This window comes from Lelliottia wanjuensis, from assembly GCF_030238365.1.
Lineage (GTDB): Bacteria > Pseudomonadota > Gammaproteobacteria > Enterobacterales > Enterobacteriaceae > Enterobacter > Enterobacter wanjuensis.
Window position 1 is genome coordinate 1 of sequence record NZ_JASSOT010000076.1, and the last position, 17,482, is coordinate 17,482.

A 17,482-nucleotide genomic window follows, 5' to 3' on the forward strand; every position below is an offset into this window, starting at 1 on the left:
GTGTTCCATCTTTTCCGGCAAGGTAGTGATTGACGACAGCTAATCTGGTTTCGAGGGAATATTTTGGCTTTGCCATAAAAAACTGCACCTTAATCAGTTGGGTGTCCAACTTTTGGGGTGCAGTCCACCGCATTTCACCGCCGGGCATATTCTCACGACCTTACGACCTAACCTCACACCCACTCATCATCCGCCACTCCCCCGGCAGAACCCGCGTTTCCCCGGTCACGTTCACCGTCACTGCCCCGCGGATATCCGCCGACGATAAACCGACCTGCAGTTCATACTCGCCCGGCTCGACCACTCTTTTGCCGTCGCGACGGGTAAAGTTGAACATATCCACCGGCAGGCGGAAGGTGAGCGTCGCGCTCTCATTTGGCGACAGGGTGACGCGCTGGAAGGCTTTAAGCTCCTGCAACGGGCGCACCATGGAGGCGACTTTATCGCGCACGTAGACCTGCACCACTTCGCTGCCGCTGCATTCGCCGCTGTTTTTGACTTTCACGCTCAGGGTCACTTCCCCATCCACCGGGACAGAGGTTTCCGCTAAGCACACTGATTCGCAAGAGAATTGCGTCCAGCCGAGGCCAAAACCGAAGGGATAGCGCGAACCAAAGTGGAAGGCGAACGGCGTACCGCCGCTTTTCAGCTTGTGGTTGTAGTAATACGGCATCGCGCCCGCGCTTTTCGGGACGCTCACCACCAGTCGGCCCTGGGGTTCCGCGCGTCCGGTCAGCACGTCGGCAATCGCCCAACCGCCCTCCTGCCCTGGAGCCCAGGCCAGCAGCAGGGCCGCGACCTTATCTTCCAGACCTTGCAGGTTATAAGGACGCCCGCCGGTCATGACCACCACCACCGGTTTACCGGTTTCCACTAATGCTTCCAGCAGTTGCTGCTGCACACCGGGCAGGTTCAGGCTGTCGGTGTCGGAGCCTTCACCGACGGTGCCGCTCTGGAATAATCCGGCCAGATCGCCTACGCAGGCGACCACGATGTCGCTCTCCTGCGCGGCTCTCACCGCCTGCGGGATCAGGCTGGTATCGAATGAGACCGGTGATTGCTGCATCGGTTTGCCGCCGCTGTCACCAGGGAAGACCGGCGCGCCCGCCATGCGGCGCTGAATGATGTGGCAGCCTTTGGCGTAGCGAACCTGAGCATCGCCGAGATAATTTTTCAGGGCGGCAAGCGGCGTCGTCACCTGCGAGGTCTCTTCCACCATATCGCTGATGATCAGATGCACCGGGAAGCTGTAGCCGCTCAGCAGCGCCAGCGGATCGTCAGCGGTCGGCCCGACGACCGCCACGCGCGGTTTGCCGGATATCGGCAGCACGCCGTTGTTTTCCAGCAGCGTCAGCGAGCGGGTCGCGACCTCACGCGCCACCTGCCGGGTTTGCGCATTCTGCAGATCGATATTCTCTTCTGGCACATACGGACACTCAAACAAGCCTAAGCGGAATTTTTCGCTGAGCACGCGCGAGACAATTTCATCGATCTTCTCCATCGAAATCAGTCCGCGTTCGACCGCCTCTGCGAGATGGCGGGCGCAGTCATCTTTCGGCAGCTCCACGTCCAGCCCGGCGTTGAAGGCCAGTGCAGCGGACTCGGCGGCGTCGTGAGAAATGCCGTGATGCTGATGTAGCAGGCTGACGCCGCCGTAGTCGGCCACCACAATCCCGTCGAAGCCCCACTGTTCGCGCAGAACGGTGGTCAGCAAAAAGCTGTCACTGTGGCCAGGCTGATTGTCGATATCATGATAAGCCGGCATCACCGACCCGGCGTTGGCCAGTTTTACCGCCATCTCAAATGGCAACAGGAAGGTGTCATTCAGCTCGCAGAAACCGAGATGCACCGGGGCATGGTTGCGCGCCCCTTCGCTAAACGAGTGGCCGACGTAATGTTTAAGGGTCGCCAGCAAATCGCGTTTTTCGCCCTGCAGTCCTTCGACATAGGCCGTCGCCATCACGCCCACCAGCCAGGGATCTTCGCCAAAGGTCTCTTCGGTGCGCCCCCAGCGCACATCGCGCGACACATCCAGCACCGGGGCCAGCCCCTGCTGACAGCCCACCGAACGCGCCTCATGACCAATCTGCTGCGCCGCGCGTTTTACCAGCTCCGGGTCCCAGGTCGAACCGTAGTTCAGGGACGACGGGAAGAGCGTCGCGTCTTTGCACAGCAGGCCCACCAGACACTCCTCATGGAACAGCGCCGGGATACCGAGGCGAGTCTCCTCGATCATCATCCGCTGCAGACGGTTCGCGGCGCGCACGCCGGTGTGGGCATCAACGATATGTGTCCCTAACGGGCGGGAGATCTGCCCGACGCCGAGTTTAAGTCGTTCGCTTAACGCGGCCTGTTCACTCACGCCTGCGAACTCGTCGCTGAGGTCGCTGCGTTCCCGATGGTTCCCGTTCTCATCCAGAATCAGCCAGTACGCGTGCATTTGCGCGAATTTCTCTTCCGGGGTCATACGCGCCAGTAAATCGGCGACACGATCCTGCACGGGATATCCCGCATCCTTGTAGATGGCAGTCATGTTTTACTCCTGTGTAGCGGAATGAAATGCCGGGCTGGTCTGCCCCGCTTCAGTACGAGCTTCGCGCTTGCTGGCGAGCTCTCGTGCGATGGAATCCACCAGGCGGCTGTTGAGTTTGTAAATCGAGAGCAGCACGACCATGGCGATAAACAGCACGCACGGAATGAGGGTGAACAGCGCGTTAATGGTGGTAAGCACCTGCGGGCTTTGCATCTCCTGCCCTGGGATGTAGTGCATCATCCCCAGCACCCAGCCGACCACCGCGCCGCCAAGGGCGAGGCCGAACTTAATGGCAAACAGCGCCGTGGAAAAGACCAGCCCGTCCAGACGGCGGCCGCTGCGGTGCTCTTCGTAGTCCACCACGTCGGAGAACATCGTCCATTGCAGCGGCGTGGTGAGGTTCTGGATAAAGCTAAAGACGATATTCAGGCCGAAGATCAGCCAGATTTGCGTCGGCGGCAGGAAGAAAATCAGCGCACCAAAAATAACAAACGAAATAATCGTCCACTGATAGGCCCGCACGCGGTCAAATTTCCCCAATAACCTTTCGGATAATAAGGCACCGCTTAAGGAGGCCACCATTCCGGAGACGATAAAGGCAAAAACGAGATCCGGACGTAACAACACATAATTGACGTAATACATGGTGGCGGAGCCGCGCGTCACGACCGCCGTCAGGAGTAAAATATTAAACACAAAAACAATGCGCCATTGGCTGTTACCGGCCAACAATTTTAAATCCGTGAGCATCGAGCCGGAGGTGTCATTGCGCGGAGAATAACGCTCACGGGTCATAAAGAAGCAAATGAAGAATAAGATGATGCCTAACAGGCCCATCAGACTCATGGCATAGAAATAGCCTTTCTGCACGTTGCCCTGACCTAAATGGGAGACCAGCGGCAGGGCGATGACCGTGACAATCAGGCCGCCAATGAACGACAAACCAAAGCGCCAGGACTGCAGGGAGTGGCGCTCGCGCGGATCCATCGTCAGGGCGCCCGGCATAGCGCAGTAAGGAACATTAATTGCAGAATAGATCAGGCTCAGCAGCGTGTAAGTCACGCAGGCGTAGGCAATTTTTGCCGTCGGGCCGACATCCGGCACGTAAAATGTGATCAGGCAGCTCACGCCAAAAGGAATGGCGAACCACAGCAGCCAGGGTCGAAAACGTCCGTGCCGCGTCTGGGTGCGATCCACCAGCGCGCCAATGCACGGATCGACAAAAGCATCCACCACGCGCACCACCAAAAACATGGTGCCCATGATCGCCGCAGGCAAACCAAATACATCCGTATAGAAATAGGCCAGAAATAAGGTGGCGGTTTGCCAGACCAGAGCGCTTGCCATATCGCCGAGTCCGTAACCTATTTTATCTTTCGTACGTAATACAGAGGAGATCGTCATTTTTTAATTGCCTTTTATCAGGTTAAAACGTATTTCAACCAGTGCGCAAGATGTAGGGTAATGCGCAGTAAGGCTCAATTATTAGCAGCGCTTTGCTCGCTAACAATTGTAGAAATTAACAGACTGATTACGATATTTGGTTAATTGCGCTAAGTGTGACGGGGAGCATACTGGGGGGGGAATAGTTTATTGCCGTCCCTTTTGGGGAATAAAAGGGACGGCGAGGACAATCTTACTTATTCAGTTCTGCCAGGCTCAGCCAGGTTTGCACCACGGTGTCCGGGTTCAGGGACAGACTGTCGATCCCCTCTTCCATCAGCCAGGCGGCAAAGTCTTCGTGATCGGACGGACCCTGACCACAAATCCCGACGTATTTACCCTGTTTCTTCGCCGCGCGGATGGACATCGACAGCAGTGCTTTCACCGCTTCGTTACGTTCATCGAACAGCTCGGAGACAACGCCGGAGTCGCGGTCCAGACCCAGCGTGAGCTGCGTCATATCGTTGGAACCGATAGAGAAGCCGTCGAAGTGTTCCAGGAACTGTTCGGCCAGCAAGGCGTTGGACGGGATTTCGCACATCATGATGATCTTCAGCCCATTCTCGCCGCGCTTCAGACCCTGACGGGCCAGCTCTTCCACCACCGCTTTCGCCTGATCCACGGTACGCACGAACGGGATCATGATTTCGACGTTGGTCAGACCCATCTCGTTGCGCACGCGTTTCACCGCGTCACATTCGAGAGCGAAGCAGTCGCGGAAGCTGTCCGCCACATAGCGGCCGGCCCCACGGAAGCCGAGCATTGGGTTCTCTTCTTCCGGCTCGTAGCGCTCGCCGCCCACCAGGTTGGCGTATTCGTTGGACTTGAAGTCCGACAGACGCACGATCACGCGTTTCGGGTAGAACGCCGCGCCCAGAGTCGCAATCCCTTCCGTCAGACGTCCGACGTAAAACTCTTTCGGCGAGTCGTAGCCTTTCATCATCTCGCGGATTTCGTTCTGCAATTGTGGAGTCTGGTCGTCAAACTCCAGCAGCGCGCGCGGGTGCACGCCGATCATACGGTTGATGATGAATTCCAGACGCGCCAGGCCCACGCCTTCGTTCGGCAGACAGGCGAAATCAAAGGCGCGATCCGGGTTCCCGACGTTCATCATGATCTTCAGCGGCAGGTCCGGCATGGTATCGACGCTGGAGCTTTTCACGCTGAAATCAAGGATATCGGCGTAGACGTAGCCGGTGTCGCCTTCGGCACAGGAGACGGTGACTTTCTCATCGTCTTTCATGCGCTCGGTCGAGTCACCGCAGCCGACCACTGCCGGAATACCCAGCTCGCGGGCGATAATCGCCGCGTGACAGGTACGCCCGCCGCGGTTGGTGACGATCGCCGCCGCTTTCTTCATGATCGGTTCCCAGTCCGGGTCGGTCATGTCGGTGACCAGCACGTCGCCGGGCTGAATGCGGTTCATCTCGCTGATGTCGTGAATGACTTTGACCGGACCGGCACCAATGCGGTGACCGATGGCACGACCTTCTGCGACAATTTTGCCCTGAGCGTGCAGCGTGTAACGCTCCATCACCTGGCCGCGGGAACGCACGGTTTCCGGGCGAGCCTGCACGATAAACAGTTTGCCCGTGTGGCCGTCTTTCGCCCATTCGATATCCATCGGACGCGCGTAGTGTTTTTCAATCTGCACGGCCTGTTTCGCCAGCTCCTGCACTTCGGCGTCGGTCAGGGAGAAGCGGTCGCGCTGCTCCTGCGGCACGTCCTCGATTTTCACCTGCTTGCCATGCTCCTGGCTCGGGGCGTAAATCATGCGGATTTTTTTAGAGCCCATGGTGCGACGCACAATCGACGGACGGTTGGCCGCCAGCGTCGGTTTGTGGACGTAGAATTCGTCAGGGTTGACCGCGCCCTGCACCACCATTTCGCCCAGACCCCAGGCGGAAGTGATAAACACCACCTGGTCGAAACCGGATTCGGTATCGATGGAGAACATCACGCCGGAGGAGCCGATGTCGGAGCGGACCATACGCTGCACGCCCGCCGAGAGCGCCACGCCGCGGTGGTCATAACCCTGATGCACGCGGTAGGAGATCGCACGGTCGTTGAACAAGGAAGCAAACACATGCTTCACCGCCACCAGCACCGCGTCGTAACCCTGAACGTTCAGGAAAGTTTCCTGCTGACCGGCAAAGGAAGCGTCCGGCATGTCTTCTGCGGTGGCAGAGGAACGCACGGCGAACGAGGCCTGCGCGTCGTCCGCAGAGAGTTGGTTGTATGCATCGTGAATGGCTTTTTCCAGCTCCGGCTGGAAAGGTGTGTCGATGATCCACTGGCGGATTTGCGCCCCGGCTTTTGCAAGCGCGGTCACATCATCAATATCCGTTTGGTCCAGCAGGTCGTAAATGCGCTGGTTAACACCGCTCTGGTCTAAAAAATAGTTAAACGCGTCGGCAGTTGTGGCAAACCCGTTCGGTACGGAAACACCCATACCCGACAGATTTGTAATCATTTCACCCAGGGAGGCATTTTTGCCTCCAACTCTGTCTACATCATTCATGCCGAGTTGGTTATACCAAAGCACCAGCGGTGACGAGCCATTGTTGGACATCGAAACAATCCTTTTGTGATATTTAAACGGAGTAAGTAACGCCTGACTTCGTATTTATACTGGCATATTTATTCCCGGCAAAAAAACGGTGAATCGTGTAAGCACTTTTATTTTTCTGTTTTTCGGACACTTTCCCATCAAGCGCTAACCCGATGATTCCTATGGATTCGTACAAAAACCCTTAAAACAAAGTGACTAATTTAAAAATGAAATCCACTTTTCAGTAAAATCAAAAACACCGTTTCATTTATAAATCAGACAAGTTCTTTGCTGTGTATTTTACTTTTTTAATTTATGCTTTCAGACAATTAGGTACGATATTCAGGGTGGATAAAATGGATAATGCTGTGGATCGCCACGTTTTTTATATTTCTGATGGGACGGCAATCACCGCCGAGGTGCTGGGGCATGCGGTGATGTCGCAATTCCCGGTTGCGATAAACAGCATCACCCTGCCGTTTGTCGAAAACGAGAGCCGGGCAAAAGCGGTGAAAGAGCAGATTGATGCGATTTTTCAGCAAACCGGGATTCGCCCGTTAGTCTTTTATTCCATCGTGATCCCCGAAATTCGCACCATTATTCTGCAAAGCGAAGGTTTCTGTCAGGATATCGTCCAGGCGCTGGTGGCCCCGCTGCAAAGCGAACTGAAGCTCGATCCGACGCCTGTCGCCCACCGCACCCACGGTCTGAACCCTGGCAACCTGGTGAAATATGACGCCCGTATCGCCGCCATCGATTACACCCTCGCCCACGACGACGGCATCTCGATGCGCAATCTCGATCAGGCGCAGGTGATTTTGCTCGGCGTGTCGCGCTGCGGCAAAACGCCGACCAGCCTCTATCTGGCCTTGCAGTTTGGTATCCGCGCCGCAAACTACCCGTTTATTGCCGATGATATGGATAACCTCGTGCTGCCCGCGGCGCTGAAGCCCCTGCAACATAAGCTGTTCGGCCTGACGATTAACCCGGAGCGACTGGCTGCGATCCGCGAGGAGCGTCGCGAAAACAGCCGCTACGCCTCGATGCGTCAGTGCCGCATGGAAGTCTCCGAAGTGGAAGCCCTGTACCGTAAAAACCAGATCCCGTGGCTGAACAGCACCAACTATTCGGTGGAAGAGATCGCCACCAAAATCCTCGACATCATGGGACTGAATCGCCGCATGTACTAATATGCTAGTACGATGGTTTATTTTCGGTTATCATCGCGTTCACTCTCGGGGTCAATAGGCCCCGAACTTGAATTCAGCAGGGATTGGTTTAAGGTGATGCCCATCACTTCCGGTAGTCTGCCGATGAAGCAAAAATTTCTGAGAACTCCCATGAACAAAACTGACGAACTTCGCACAGCGCGTATCGAAAGTCTGGTGACCCCCGCCGAACTGGCGCAGCGCCACCCTGTCTCCGCAAGCGTTGCGGAACACGTGACAGCGTCACGTCGACGTATTGAAAAAATCCTCAACGGTGAAGATCGCCGTTTACTGGTGATTATTGGCCCCTGCTCGATTCACGATCTGGACGCGGCGATGGATTATGCCCAGCGCCTGAAAGTGCTGCGCGATAAGCACCAGGATCGCCTTGAAATCGTGATGCGCACCTACTTTGAAAAACCACGCACCGTGGTGGGCTGGAAAGGACTGATCTCCGATCCGGACCTGAACGGCAGCTACCGCGTGAACCACGGTATCGAGCTGGCACGCAAACTGCTCCTGCAGGTGAATGAGCTGGGTGTGCCGACTGCCACCGAGTTTCTCGATATGGTGACCGGACAGTTTATCGCCGATCTGATTAGCTGGGGCGCTATCGGGGCGCGGACCACGGAGAGCCAGATCCACCGCGAGATGGCTTCAGCACTCTCCTGCCCGGTGGGCTTTAAGAATGGCACCGACGGGAATACCCATATCGCGGTGGACGCGATTCGCGCCTCGCGCGCCAGCCATATGTTCCTCTCGCCGGATAAAAACGGCCAGATGACCATCTACCAGACCAGCGGCAACCCTTACGGGCATATCATTATGCGCGGCGGGAAAAAACCGAACTACCATGCGGAAGATATCGCGGCGGCGTGCGATACGCTCCACGAGTTTGATCTGCCGGAGCATCTGGTGGTGGACTTTAGCCACGGCAACTGCCAGAAGCAGCATCGCCGTCAGTTGGACGTGTGCGATGAGATTTGCCAGCAGATCCGCAGCGGGTCGACGGCGGTGGCCGGGATTATGGCGGAGAGCTTCCTGAAAGAGGGGACGCAGAAAGTGGTGGCCGGTCAGCCGATTGCCTATGGTCAGTCGATTACCGATCCGTGTCTGAGCTGGGAAGATAGCGAGTTGCTGCTGGAGAAACTGGCGGCGGCGGTGGGAACCCGGTTCTAATATCCTGCCCCCTTATGTCGGGTGGCGCTGCGCTTACCCGACCTACAAAATCCTGCCCACTGCGTCGGGTGGCGCTTCGCTTACCCGACCTACAAAATCTTGCCGCCTGCGTCGGGTGGCGCTTCGCTTACCCGACCTACAAAACCTTCTGAAAAATCACGGAAATTGATCCCGTCACAAATTTTTCACAAAAACGCTTGCCGTAAAATTTCACTTTGTTGATAATGATTATCATTGTTACATTGATTGTTATTTTTAAACACTATGTCACGCATCAATAACAGCACGGCAACGCTCGAACAAGACCGCACACAGCCAAAACCTGCTCCCATTGAACGTCGCATTGACAGCAAAACGCTGCTGGGCGATGAGGGGCGGGTCATCATTGAGCATGACGGCCAGCTGTATCTGCTGCGCCAGACCCATGCCGGAAAACTGATTCTCACTAAATAAACAAAACCCATAAATTTCGCCAGCCACCCAGGTGATCCCCAGGCAGCCAGCGCTTTCGATTTCCAAATGGAGAGTTGCTATGCCATACCTGCATTCCGCGTCTTTGCGTCCATCGCTGCTGGCGCTGGCCGTGGTCAGTGCCCTTCCGGGCGCTGCGTTTGCCGCCTCAGAAGAGATGACCGTCACCGCCACGGGTAACGCCCGCAGCGCCTTTGAAGCCCCGATGATGGTCAGCGTGATCGACGCGACCTCCCCTGACAAACAGACCGCCAGCTCTGCCGCCGATCTGCTGCGCAACGTGCCGGGCATTACCCTGGACGGCACCGGACGCACCAACGGTCAGGACGTGAATCTGCGCGGTTACGATCGCCGCGGCGTGCTGGTGCTGGTGGACGGCGTTCGCCAGGGCACCGACACCGGCCACCTGAACAGTACCTTCCTTGACCCGGCGCTGATCAAACGTATCGAAGTGGTGCGCGGCCCGTCGGCCCTGCTGTACGGAAGCGGCGCGCTGGGCGGGGTGATCTCTTATGACACGGTGGATGCGAAAGATCTGCTTGATGCCGGGAAAAACAGCGGCTTCCGCGTCTTCGGTACCGGCGCGACGGGCGATCACAGCATTGGCATGGGGGCCAGCGCCTTTGGTCGTACGGATACGCTTGATGGCCTGGTCGCCTGGTCCAGCCGCGATCGCGGGGATTTACGTCAGAGCGACGGTACCACCGCGCCGAACGACGAATCTATCAACAACATGCTGGCGAAAGGCAGCTGGAAAATTGACAGCGCCCAGACCCTGGGCGGTTCCCTGCGCTATTACAACAATGCCGCGCAGGAGCCGAAAAACCCGCAGACCATTGATGCGAGTGACAGCAGCAACCCGATGACGGATCGCTCCACCATCCAGCGCGATGCCCAACTCACTTACAACATTGCGCCGGAAGGCAACGACTGGCTGAATGCCAGCACTAAGCTGTACTGGTCCGAAGCGCGGATTAACGCCCAGAACATCGACCGCACCGCCGAGTTCCGCAAGCAGACCACCAAAGGCGGGAAAGTGGAGAACCGCACGCGCCTGTTCACCGACTCCTTCGCCTCTCACCTGCTGACCTACGGCGGAGAATATTATCGTCAGGAGCAGAATCCAGGCGGCTCAACCACTGGTTTCCCGGACGCGAAAATCGATTTCAGCTCCGGCTGGCTGCAGGACGAAATCACCCTGCGCGATCTGCCGGTCACCCTGCTGGGCGGGACGCGCTATGACAACTACCGCGGCAGCAGCGACGGGTACGAAGATGTGGATGCGGACAAATGGTCCTCCCGCGCGGGACTGACCGTGACGCCAGCCGACTGGCTGATGCTGTTCGGCTCCTACGCGCAGGCGTTCCGCGCCCCGACGATGGGCGAGATGTATAACGATTCCAAACACTTCTCTATCGGCAATTTCTACACCAACTACTGGGTGCCAAACCCGAATCTGCGCCCGGAAACCAACGAAACGCAGGAGTATGGCTTCGGTCTGCGCTTTGACGATCTGATGCTTGCCAACGATGAACTGGAGTTCAAAGCCAGCTACTTCGACACCAAAGCGAAAGATTACATCTCCACCACCGTCGACTTTGCGGCGGCGACCACCATGTCCTATAACGTACCCAACGCCAAAATTTGGGGCTGGGACGTGATGGCGAAATACTCCGCTGACCTGTTCAGCCTGGATATGGCCTACAACCGCACCCGCGGAAAAGACACGGACACCGGGGAGTACATCTCCAGCATCAACCCGGACACCGTCACCAGCAAACTGAACGTCCCGGTGGCGCAAAGCGGCTTCTCCGTGGGCTGGATCGGCACCTTCGTCGATCGTTCGACCCACATCAGCAGCAGCTACAGCAAGCAGCCTGGCTACGCGGTCAATGACTTCTACGTCAGCTATCAGGGTCAGGAGCAGCTTAAGGGCGTCACCACCACTCTGGTGCTCGGCAACGCCTTCGACAAAGAGTACTGGTCCCCACAGGGCATCCCGCAGGATGGTCGCAACGGCAAGATTTTCGTCAGTTATCAGTGGTAATCACCTTGCCCCGGCTCGCCGGGGCGCTTATCTGGAAGGAAGAGACAATGAATCACTACACACGCTGGAATGAGCTAAAAGAACAAAACCCTGGCAAATACGCACGTGACATCGCCGCGATGATGGCGATCAGCGAAGCCGAACTGACCTCCGCGCGCGTGGGCCATGACGCCTGGCGTCTGCACGGGGAGATCCGTGAGATCCTGAGCGCGCTGGAAGCGGTCGGCGAAACCAAGTGCATCTGCCGCAACGAATACGCGGTGCATGAGCAGGTCGGTGCCTTTACCAATCAACACCTGAACGGCCACGCCGGGCTGGTGCTGAACCCGGGTGCGCTGGATCTACGCCTGTTCCTGAACCAGTGGGCCAGCGTATTCCACATCAGCGAAGCCACCGCTCGCGGCGAGCGCCAGAGCATTCAGTTCTTCGACCATCAGGGCGATGCGCTGCTGAAGGTCTACACCACCGACAACACGGATCTGTCCGCCTGGGGCGATGTGCTGACCCGCTTTATCTTTGCCGACAATCCGCCGCTGGATCTGAAAGCCGCCGACGCGGTAGTTCACGCCGCTGACGTTGACGGTAAAACCGTGGATAACGAATGGCGCGCGATGACCGACGTGCATCAGTTCTTCAGCCTGCTGAAACGCCACAATCTGAGTCGTCAACAGGCGTTCCGCCTGGTGGGTGACGACCTGGCCTGCAAAGTAGACAACAGCGCCCTGGCGCAACTGCTGGAAACCGCGCGTCAGGACGGGAACGAGATCATGGTCTTCGTCGGCAACCGCGGCTGCGTGCAGATCTTCACCGGCGCGGTGAAAAAGCTGGTGCCGATGAAAGGCTGGCTGAACATCTTCAATCCGACCTTTACCCTGCATCTCCTGGAAGAGACCATCGCCGAAACCTGGGTGACGCGTAAACCGACCGCCGACGGCCATGTCACCAGCCTTGAGCTGTTTGCCGCCGACGGTACGCAGATTGCGCAGCTTTACGGCCAGCGCACCGAAGGCCAGCCGGAGCAGACTCAGTGGCGCGCACAGATCGACGCCCTGACGCCAAAAGGGCTGGCCGCATGAGAAAACTGCTTGCCCTGATTGTCGCGCTGCCGCTGACGGCCTATGCCGCGACCCAGGAGAAAATTGTCTCGCTGGGCGGAGACGTGACGGAGATTGTCTATGCTCTGGGCGCGGAGTCGTCTCTCGTCGCGCGCGACAGCACCAGCCAGTGGCCGAAGCCCGCCACCGCCCTGCCGGATGTCGGCTATCTGCGTCAGCTGAACGCCGAAGGGATTCTGGCGATGCGCCCGACGCTGGTGCTGGCAAGCGCGCAGGCCCAGCCGTCGCTGGCGCTAAAACAGGTCGAGCAGAGCAAGGTTAAGGTGGTGACTGTGCCGGGCAGCAACGATCTCAGCGTCATCGACGAAAAGATCCGCGTTATCGCCGGGGAGACTCATCGCACAGAGCAAGGCGACGCCCTGCGTAAATCCGTGCGTGAAGCGCTGGCGGCACTGCCGTCGACGCCGCTCAATAAACGGGTGCTGTTCATCCTCAACCACGGCGGAATGACCGCCATGGCGGCCGGACAGCAGACCGGCGCGGATGCGGGGATCCGCGCCGCCGGGCTGCTCAACGCGATGCAGGGCTTTGCCCGCTACCAGCCGCTTTCGCAGGAAGGTGTGATTGCCAGCCAGCCCGATCTGGTGGTGATTTCGCAGGACGGCGTGAGCGCGATGGGTGGGGAAGAAAATCTGTGGAAGCTGCCAGGTCTGGCGCAAACTCCTGCGGGCAGGAATAAGCAGGTGTTGCAGATTGACGATATGGCGCTGCTCGGTTTTAGCGTGCGCACGCCGCAGGCCATTCAGCAGCTGCGCGACAAAGCGGAGCAACTGCCCTGATGCCTCGCCGGATCACGCTCTCTCTGTGGATGCTGGCGTTAATCCTGGCGCTGATGACGCTGCTGGCGACCGGTTTTGGCGCGTTGCGTCTGCCGGTGAATCTGCTGTGGAACGGCACCGACGAAGCGCTGCGTCAGATCTGGTTCACCATTCGCCTGCCGCGTGTGCTGCTGGCGCTGGTGATTGGCGGGTCGCTGGCGCTGGCGGGCTGTGTGATGCAGGGGCTGTTTCGTAATCCGCTCGCCGACCCTGGTCTGCTTGGGATCAGCAGCGGAGCGGCCTGCGCCGTGGCGCTGTGGGTGGTATTGCCCATTACGCTACCTGCCCTGCTGATGCTGTACGCCCCGATGCTGGCGGCGTTTCTCGGCGCGCTGGCGGCGACGCTGGTGATTTTCCTGCTCAGCCAGCAGCGTGACAGCTCCTTGTCGCGCCTGCTGCTGGTGGGAATTGCCATCAACGCCCTGTGCGGTGCGGCGGTGGGCGTGCTGTCGTGGGTCAGCAATGATGCCCAGTTGCGTCAGCTGTCGCTCTGGGGTATGGGCAGTCTGGGGTCGGCCCAGTGGTCAACGCTGCTGGCCGTCACTTCGCTGATGATCCCGACGGTGCTGATTATCTGGCGTCTGGCGGGCGCGCTGAATCTGCTGCAGCTCGGCGACGAAGAGGCGCACTACCTGGGCGTCGATGTCAGCAATGTACAGCGGATTTTGCTGCTCTGTAGCGCGCTGCTGGTCGCCTCGGCGGTCGCCGTCAGCGGTGTGATCGGCTTTATCGGTCTGGTGGTTCCGCACCTGATGCGTATGTGGCTGGGGTCGGATCATCGCGCGGTGATCCCAGGCTCAGTGCTGGCGGGGGCGTTTTTACTGCTGATCGCCGACACCATTGCCCGAACCGTCGTCGCCCCTGCGGAGATGCCGGTCGGGCTGCTGACCAGTCTGCTGGGCGCGCCGTGGTTCCTGTGGCTTATTTTCCGTCGCGGAGGAGAGCATGGCTGAACAATTTTGCGCCCAGGCCCTGACCTACGGCACGGCAGACAAAACGGTGATCCGCGATGTCTCGCTTTCGCTGGATCAGGGCGAACTGGTGGCGCTGATCGGGCCTAACGGCGCGGGGAAATCAACGCTATTACGCTTGCTGACCGGCTTTCTGAAACCCGGCGCCGGGCACATCATGCTGGGTGGAAAACCGCTGGACGCCTGGAGCACGCAGACGCTGTCCCGTCATCGTGCGGTGATGCGCCAGCAAACCCAGCTGGGATTCGACTGGCCGATTGAAGCGGTGATCGGAATGGGTCGCGCGCCCTGGACTCAGCAGCCGGAAGCGTCGGTGATCCAGCAGGTGATGCAACTCACCGGCTGTCTGCCGCTGGCCGGAAGGAAATATGCAGCTCTGTCGGGCGGTGAACAGCAGCGCGTGCAGCTTGCCCGCGCGCTGGCGCAGCTCTGGTGTGACGGCGCACCGCGCGGCTGGCTGTTTCTCGATGAACCGACGTCGGCATTGGATCTCTACCATCAGCAGCATCTGCTGCGACTGATGAAATCCTTAACCGCCCAGAGAAATCTGCACGTCTGCGTGGTGCTGCACGATCTCAATCTGGCCGCCCTGTGGGCAGACCGGATTGTGTTGTTGCACGAAGGAAAAATTGTGTCGCAGGGATCGCCGGAAAGCGTGCTGCGGGCCGAGGATTTGGCCCGCTGGTACGGTGCCGAGGTGCAGGTGGGTCAGCATCCGACGAATGCCGCCCCGCAGGTGTTTCTTGCCCCTTAGCTTGAACAGCTCACTTCCAGCCGCTTGCCCCAGTCCGGTGGGCGGCTGACATACTCATCGCTGCGATCGGCAAATGGGGTGCGCAACGCCTCGTGCAGACGGTGCAGTTCTGCGTAATCCCCCTGCTCGGCCTGTTCAATCGCCCGCTGCGCCAGCCAGTTGCGCAGAACCATCACCGGGTTAACGGCTTTCATCTGCGCCTGACGGGCGTCATCAGTGATTTCTTCGCGCTGCAAACGCTCGCGGTAAGTGACGAACCAGTTGTCAAATGCCGCCCTGTCGATGAACTCATCGCGCAGCGGTGAAGCGGAACTGAGCTGCTCGGTCTGGCTAAGCATACGGAACGTGCGGGTGTAGTCGCTGCCTTCCCTTGCCATCAGCGCAAACAGCGCATTCAGAATATCGTTATCGCCCTTCTCTTGCGTCGTGAGCCCCAGCTTGCGGCGCATCAGCTTGCCGTATTCTTGCATCAGGACCTCCTGGTAGCGATCCAGCGCATCGTTCAGGGCGTCAACATCAATAAATGGCGACAGAGACTGCGCGAGGCGCTGCAAATTCCACAGCCCGACCGCCGGCTGATTTTCAAAGCTGTAGCGCCCCTGGTGATCCGAGTGATTGCAGATCACATCCGGCTGGTAGTCATCCAGAAAACCGTAAGGACCGTAATCGATGGTCAGCCCCAGAATCGACATGTTATCGGTATTCATTACGCCGTGGGCGAAACCGACGGTTTGCCAGCAGGCCATAAGGGACGCAGTGCGGGTGACAACATCCCGGAACCACAGGATGTATTTGTCCGCGTCATCCGCCCACTGCGGCCAGTAATGGCGAATAACAAAGTCGGCCAGCTGGCGGACTTTTTCCGGCTCGCGGCGATAGTAAAAGTGCTCGAAATGACCGAAGCGCACGTGGCTTTGGGCGATACGCATCAGCATCGCGCCCGGCTCGTAGGTCTCGCGGGCAATTTGGGTATCGCTGGTGACGATGGATAAGGCGCGCGTCGTCGGGATACCCAGCGCATGCATCGCTTCCGAGGCCAGACTTTCACGGATGGTCGAGCGCAGCACCGCGCGTCCGTCGCCCATGCGGGAATACGGCGTTAAACCGGCTCCTTTCAGGTGCCAGTCGAGGGTTTGACCGTTGGCGAGCTGTTGTTCGCCTAACAGAATGCCGCGCCCGTCGCCCAGCTGTCCGGCCCAGACGCCAAACTGGTGGCCGCTATAGACCTGCGCCAGGGGCTGCATGCCGGGAAGCAGCGTTTCGCCGCCCCAGACGCCTGCGCCGGATTCAGGCTGGAATAGCTCAGGCGGAACACCTAAGTCGTTCGCCAGGCTGGCGTTATGCCAAATCAGACGGGCATTGGTCAGCGGCGTGGGATTGAGTGCGGTGTAGAATCCTGGCAGTTCATCGTGCCAGTGAGCAGTAAAAGACAGGGTCATAAGTCCTCCTGCCTGTAGTGTAGAGGGTTTACCCGCGGTTAAACACGGGCGAATATCAGGGTTATCACTGAACCAGCGTGGTGACCTGCTCGGCGGTGACCGCCGACCACAGATTGCCCTGCATGGCGCTGAAACTAAACGGCATCATGCGGCGCAGAACCTCTTCGTCGTCCACGCCCGCCACCATCACCGACTGGCAATAAGGCGAGATTTGCGCGAGGATCGCCCGCATAAAGGGCTCGAAGGAGAACTCCACGACGCGCTGCTGGATAAAGCCCTTGTCCAGCGCCACACGGGTAAACAGGCCGTCAAAAACGGCTTTATTCGACGCCGCGCCTGCACCGTAATCGGCCAGCACCATCGGGAAGTGGATCGCCATTCTTGCCAGCGTGAGATCATCCTTACCGTTAATTAAACCGGGATAGTTCTCATTAACAGTAAACTCAAGAAACGGATAACGATCTAATATTGCAGCGGCATTCCCGTTACTTAAAAGAAACTCGCCTATCGCAGGGGTAATATTTATCCATGCTATAAGCTGATGCTGAACGAAAAAAAGTTTACAGGAATCCAGCAGATCGAGTTTCTCTTTAAACAGCGTTAACTCTTCTTCTTCGGTGAGATGGGGAGCCACCAGCTCGGTGGGAATACGGACGTCAGCACCCACACCAACAAAGTTAGTTAAAATTTCCAAACCACGTAACTCCCCTGCGTTATTGCGCGCCGGGAGTAATAAAAGTTCAGATTGCCAGGGTTTATTGAGGGTGACTATCATAGCGCCTGCCCCGCGGTAACGAAGATAACGTGCATCCTGGAGCAATAGCTAAAACAATTCAACTTTATTGATTTTAATAGAGTTAATTTCATTCGTTCCTTTTATTTTTAAGATTTATCCCTCAATCTAAAAATAATCTTATCCTGGTTATCCGATAATATCCAGTTTTAGCGAAAAC

General features: G+C 57.9%; 13 protein-coding genes. 8 read left to right on the top strand and 5 right to left on the bottom strand.

All coding sequences use genetic code 11. The features are described 5' to 3' along the window. Positions 1–160: 160 nt before the first annotated feature. The 3 genes from QQF33_RS22845 to ppsA form a co-directional block, all read right to left on the bottom strand. Positions 161–2,533 (bottom strand): glycoside hydrolase family 3 N-terminal domain-containing protein, encoded by a 2,373-nt coding sequence (locus QQF33_RS22845; RefSeq protein WP_285158652.1) that lies wholly within the window; start codon positions 2,531–2,533, stop codon positions 161–163. Positions 2,534–2,536: 3 nt separating this feature from the next. Beyond that, a complete protein-coding gene (locus QQF33_RS22850; protein WP_285150697.1) occupies positions 2,537–3,937 on the bottom strand; it encodes an MFS transporter in 1,401 nt (466 codons plus the stop codon). A 232-nt stretch (positions 3,938–4,169) separates the two neighbouring features. Further along, a complete protein-coding gene (gene ppsA / locus QQF33_RS22855; RefSeq protein ID WP_285158653.1) occupies positions 4,170–6,548 on the bottom strand; it encodes a phosphoenolpyruvate synthase in 2,379 nt (792 codons plus the stop codon). 335 nt (positions 6,549–6,883) lie between these two features. Here ppsA and ppsR point away from each other — a divergent pair, with 335 nt between their 5' ends. The 8 genes from ppsR to QQF33_RS22895 all read left to right on the top strand — a co-directional run bounded on the left by ppsR (position 6,884) and on the right by QQF33_RS22895 (position 15,090). Further along, positions 6,884–7,717 carry a posphoenolpyruvate synthetase regulatory kinase/phosphorylase PpsR gene (ppsR, locus tag QQF33_RS22860; RefSeq protein WP_282491976.1) on the top strand — a complete coding sequence of 278 codons (834 nt, stop codon included), beginning with the start codon at positions 6,884–6,886 and terminating at the stop codon, positions 7,715–7,717. A 150-nt stretch (positions 7,718–7,867) separates the two neighbouring features. Continuing rightward, positions 7,868–8,914, top strand: a complete 1,047-nt coding sequence (gene aroH / locus QQF33_RS22865) for a 3-deoxy-7-phosphoheptulonate synthase AroH (protein WP_282491977.1) — start codon at positions 7,868–7,870, stop codon at positions 8,912–8,914. Positions 8,915–9,178: 264 nt separating this feature from the next. Then, positions 9,179–9,367 (top strand): hemin uptake protein HemP, encoded by a 189-nt coding sequence (gene hemP / locus QQF33_RS22870; protein WP_282491979.1) that lies wholly within the window; start codon positions 9,179–9,181, stop codon positions 9,365–9,367. 79 nt (positions 9,368–9,446) lie between these two features. After that, entirely contained in the window at positions 9,447–11,432 is a 1,986-nt protein-coding gene (locus QQF33_RS22875) for a TonB-dependent hemoglobin/transferrin/lactoferrin family receptor (protein WP_285158654.1), read from the top strand. Between the two features lie 47 nt (positions 11,433–11,479). Continuing rightward, positions 11,480–12,508, top strand: coding sequence for a hematinate-forming heme oxygenase ChuS (gene chuS / locus QQF33_RS22880; protein WP_285158655.1), 1,029 nt, complete (start codon positions 11,480–11,482; stop codon positions 12,506–12,508). After that, positions 12,505–13,326, top strand: coding sequence for a heme/hemin ABC transporter substrate-binding protein (locus QQF33_RS22885; protein ID WP_285150700.1), 822 nt, complete (start codon positions 12,505–12,507; stop codon positions 13,324–13,326). The genes chuS and QQF33_RS22885 overlap by 4 nt, the downstream gene beginning before the upstream one ends. Next, positions 13,326–14,318, top strand: a complete 993-nt coding sequence (locus QQF33_RS22890; RefSeq protein ID WP_285150701.1) for a FecCD family ABC transporter permease — start codon at positions 13,326–13,328, stop codon at positions 14,316–14,318. Before QQF33_RS22885 ends, QQF33_RS22890 begins: the two co-directional genes overlap by 1 nt. Continuing rightward, positions 14,311–15,090, top strand: a complete 780-nt coding sequence (locus QQF33_RS22895) for a heme ABC transporter ATP-binding protein (RefSeq protein ID WP_285150702.1) — start codon at positions 14,311–14,313, stop codon at positions 15,088–15,090. Before QQF33_RS22890 ends, QQF33_RS22895 begins: the two co-directional genes overlap by 8 nt. On the opposite strand, the gene selO is transcribed toward QQF33_RS22895, so the two are convergent. Together selO and QQF33_RS22905 are read right to left on the bottom strand one after the other, a co-directional pair. Then, complete coding sequence (selO, locus tag QQF33_RS22900; protein WP_285150703.1) at positions 15,087–16,529, bottom strand: protein adenylyltransferase SelO; 1,443 nt, start codon at positions 16,527–16,529, stop codon at positions 15,087–15,089. The genes QQF33_RS22895 and selO overlap by 4 nt on opposite strands. Before the next feature lie 64 nt (positions 16,530–16,593). After that, positions 16,594–17,304: an EAL domain-containing protein gene (locus QQF33_RS22905; RefSeq protein ID WP_282491986.1), complete on the bottom strand. Its 711-nt coding sequence runs from the start codon at positions 17,302–17,304 to the stop codon at positions 16,594–16,596. Between the last annotated feature and the right edge of the window lie 178 nt (positions 17,305–17,482).

Coding starts and splice junctions, on each gene's coding strand:
- aroH (WP_282491977.1), top strand. CDS start 7,868: ATGAACAAAACTGACGAACTTCGCACAGCGCGTATCGAAAGTCTGGTG.
- QQF33_RS22875 (WP_285158654.1), top strand. CDS start 9,447: ATGCCATACCTGCATTCCGCGTCTTTGCGTCCATCGCTGCTGGCGCTG.
- QQF33_RS22845 (WP_285158652.1), bottom strand. CDS start 2,533: ATGACTGCCATCTACAAGGATGCGGGATATCCCGTGCAGGATCGTGTC.
- hemP (WP_282491979.1), top strand. CDS start 9,179: ATGTCACGCATCAATAACAGCACGGCAACGCTCGAACAAGACCGCACA.
- QQF33_RS22890 (WP_285150701.1), top strand. CDS start 13,326: ATGCCTCGCCGGATCACGCTCTCTCTGTGGATGCTGGCGTTAATCCTG.
- ppsA (WP_285158653.1), bottom strand. CDS start 6,548: ATGTCCAACAATGGCTCGTCACCGCTGGTGCTTTGGTATAACCAACTC.
- ppsR (WP_282491976.1), top strand. CDS start 6,884: ATGGATAATGCTGTGGATCGCCACGTTTTTTATATTTCTGATGGGACG.
- QQF33_RS22895 (WP_285150702.1), top strand. CDS start 14,311: ATGGCTGAACAATTTTGCGCCCAGGCCCTGACCTACGGCACGGCAGAC.
- selO (WP_285150703.1), bottom strand. CDS start 16,529: ATGACCCTGTCTTTTACTGCTCACTGGCACGATGAACTGCCAGGATTC.
- QQF33_RS22905 (WP_282491986.1), bottom strand. CDS start 17,304: ATGATAGTCACCCTCAATAAACCCTGGCAATCTGAACTTTTATTACTC.
- QQF33_RS22850 (WP_285150697.1), bottom strand. CDS start 3,937: ATGACGATCTCCTCTGTATTACGTACGAAAGATAAAATAGGTTACGGA.
- chuS (WP_285158655.1), top strand. CDS start 11,480: ATGAATCACTACACACGCTGGAATGAGCTAAAAGAACAAAACCCTGGC.
- QQF33_RS22885 (WP_285150700.1), top strand. CDS start 12,505: ATGAGAAAACTGCTTGCCCTGATTGTCGCGCTGCCGCTGACGGCCTAT.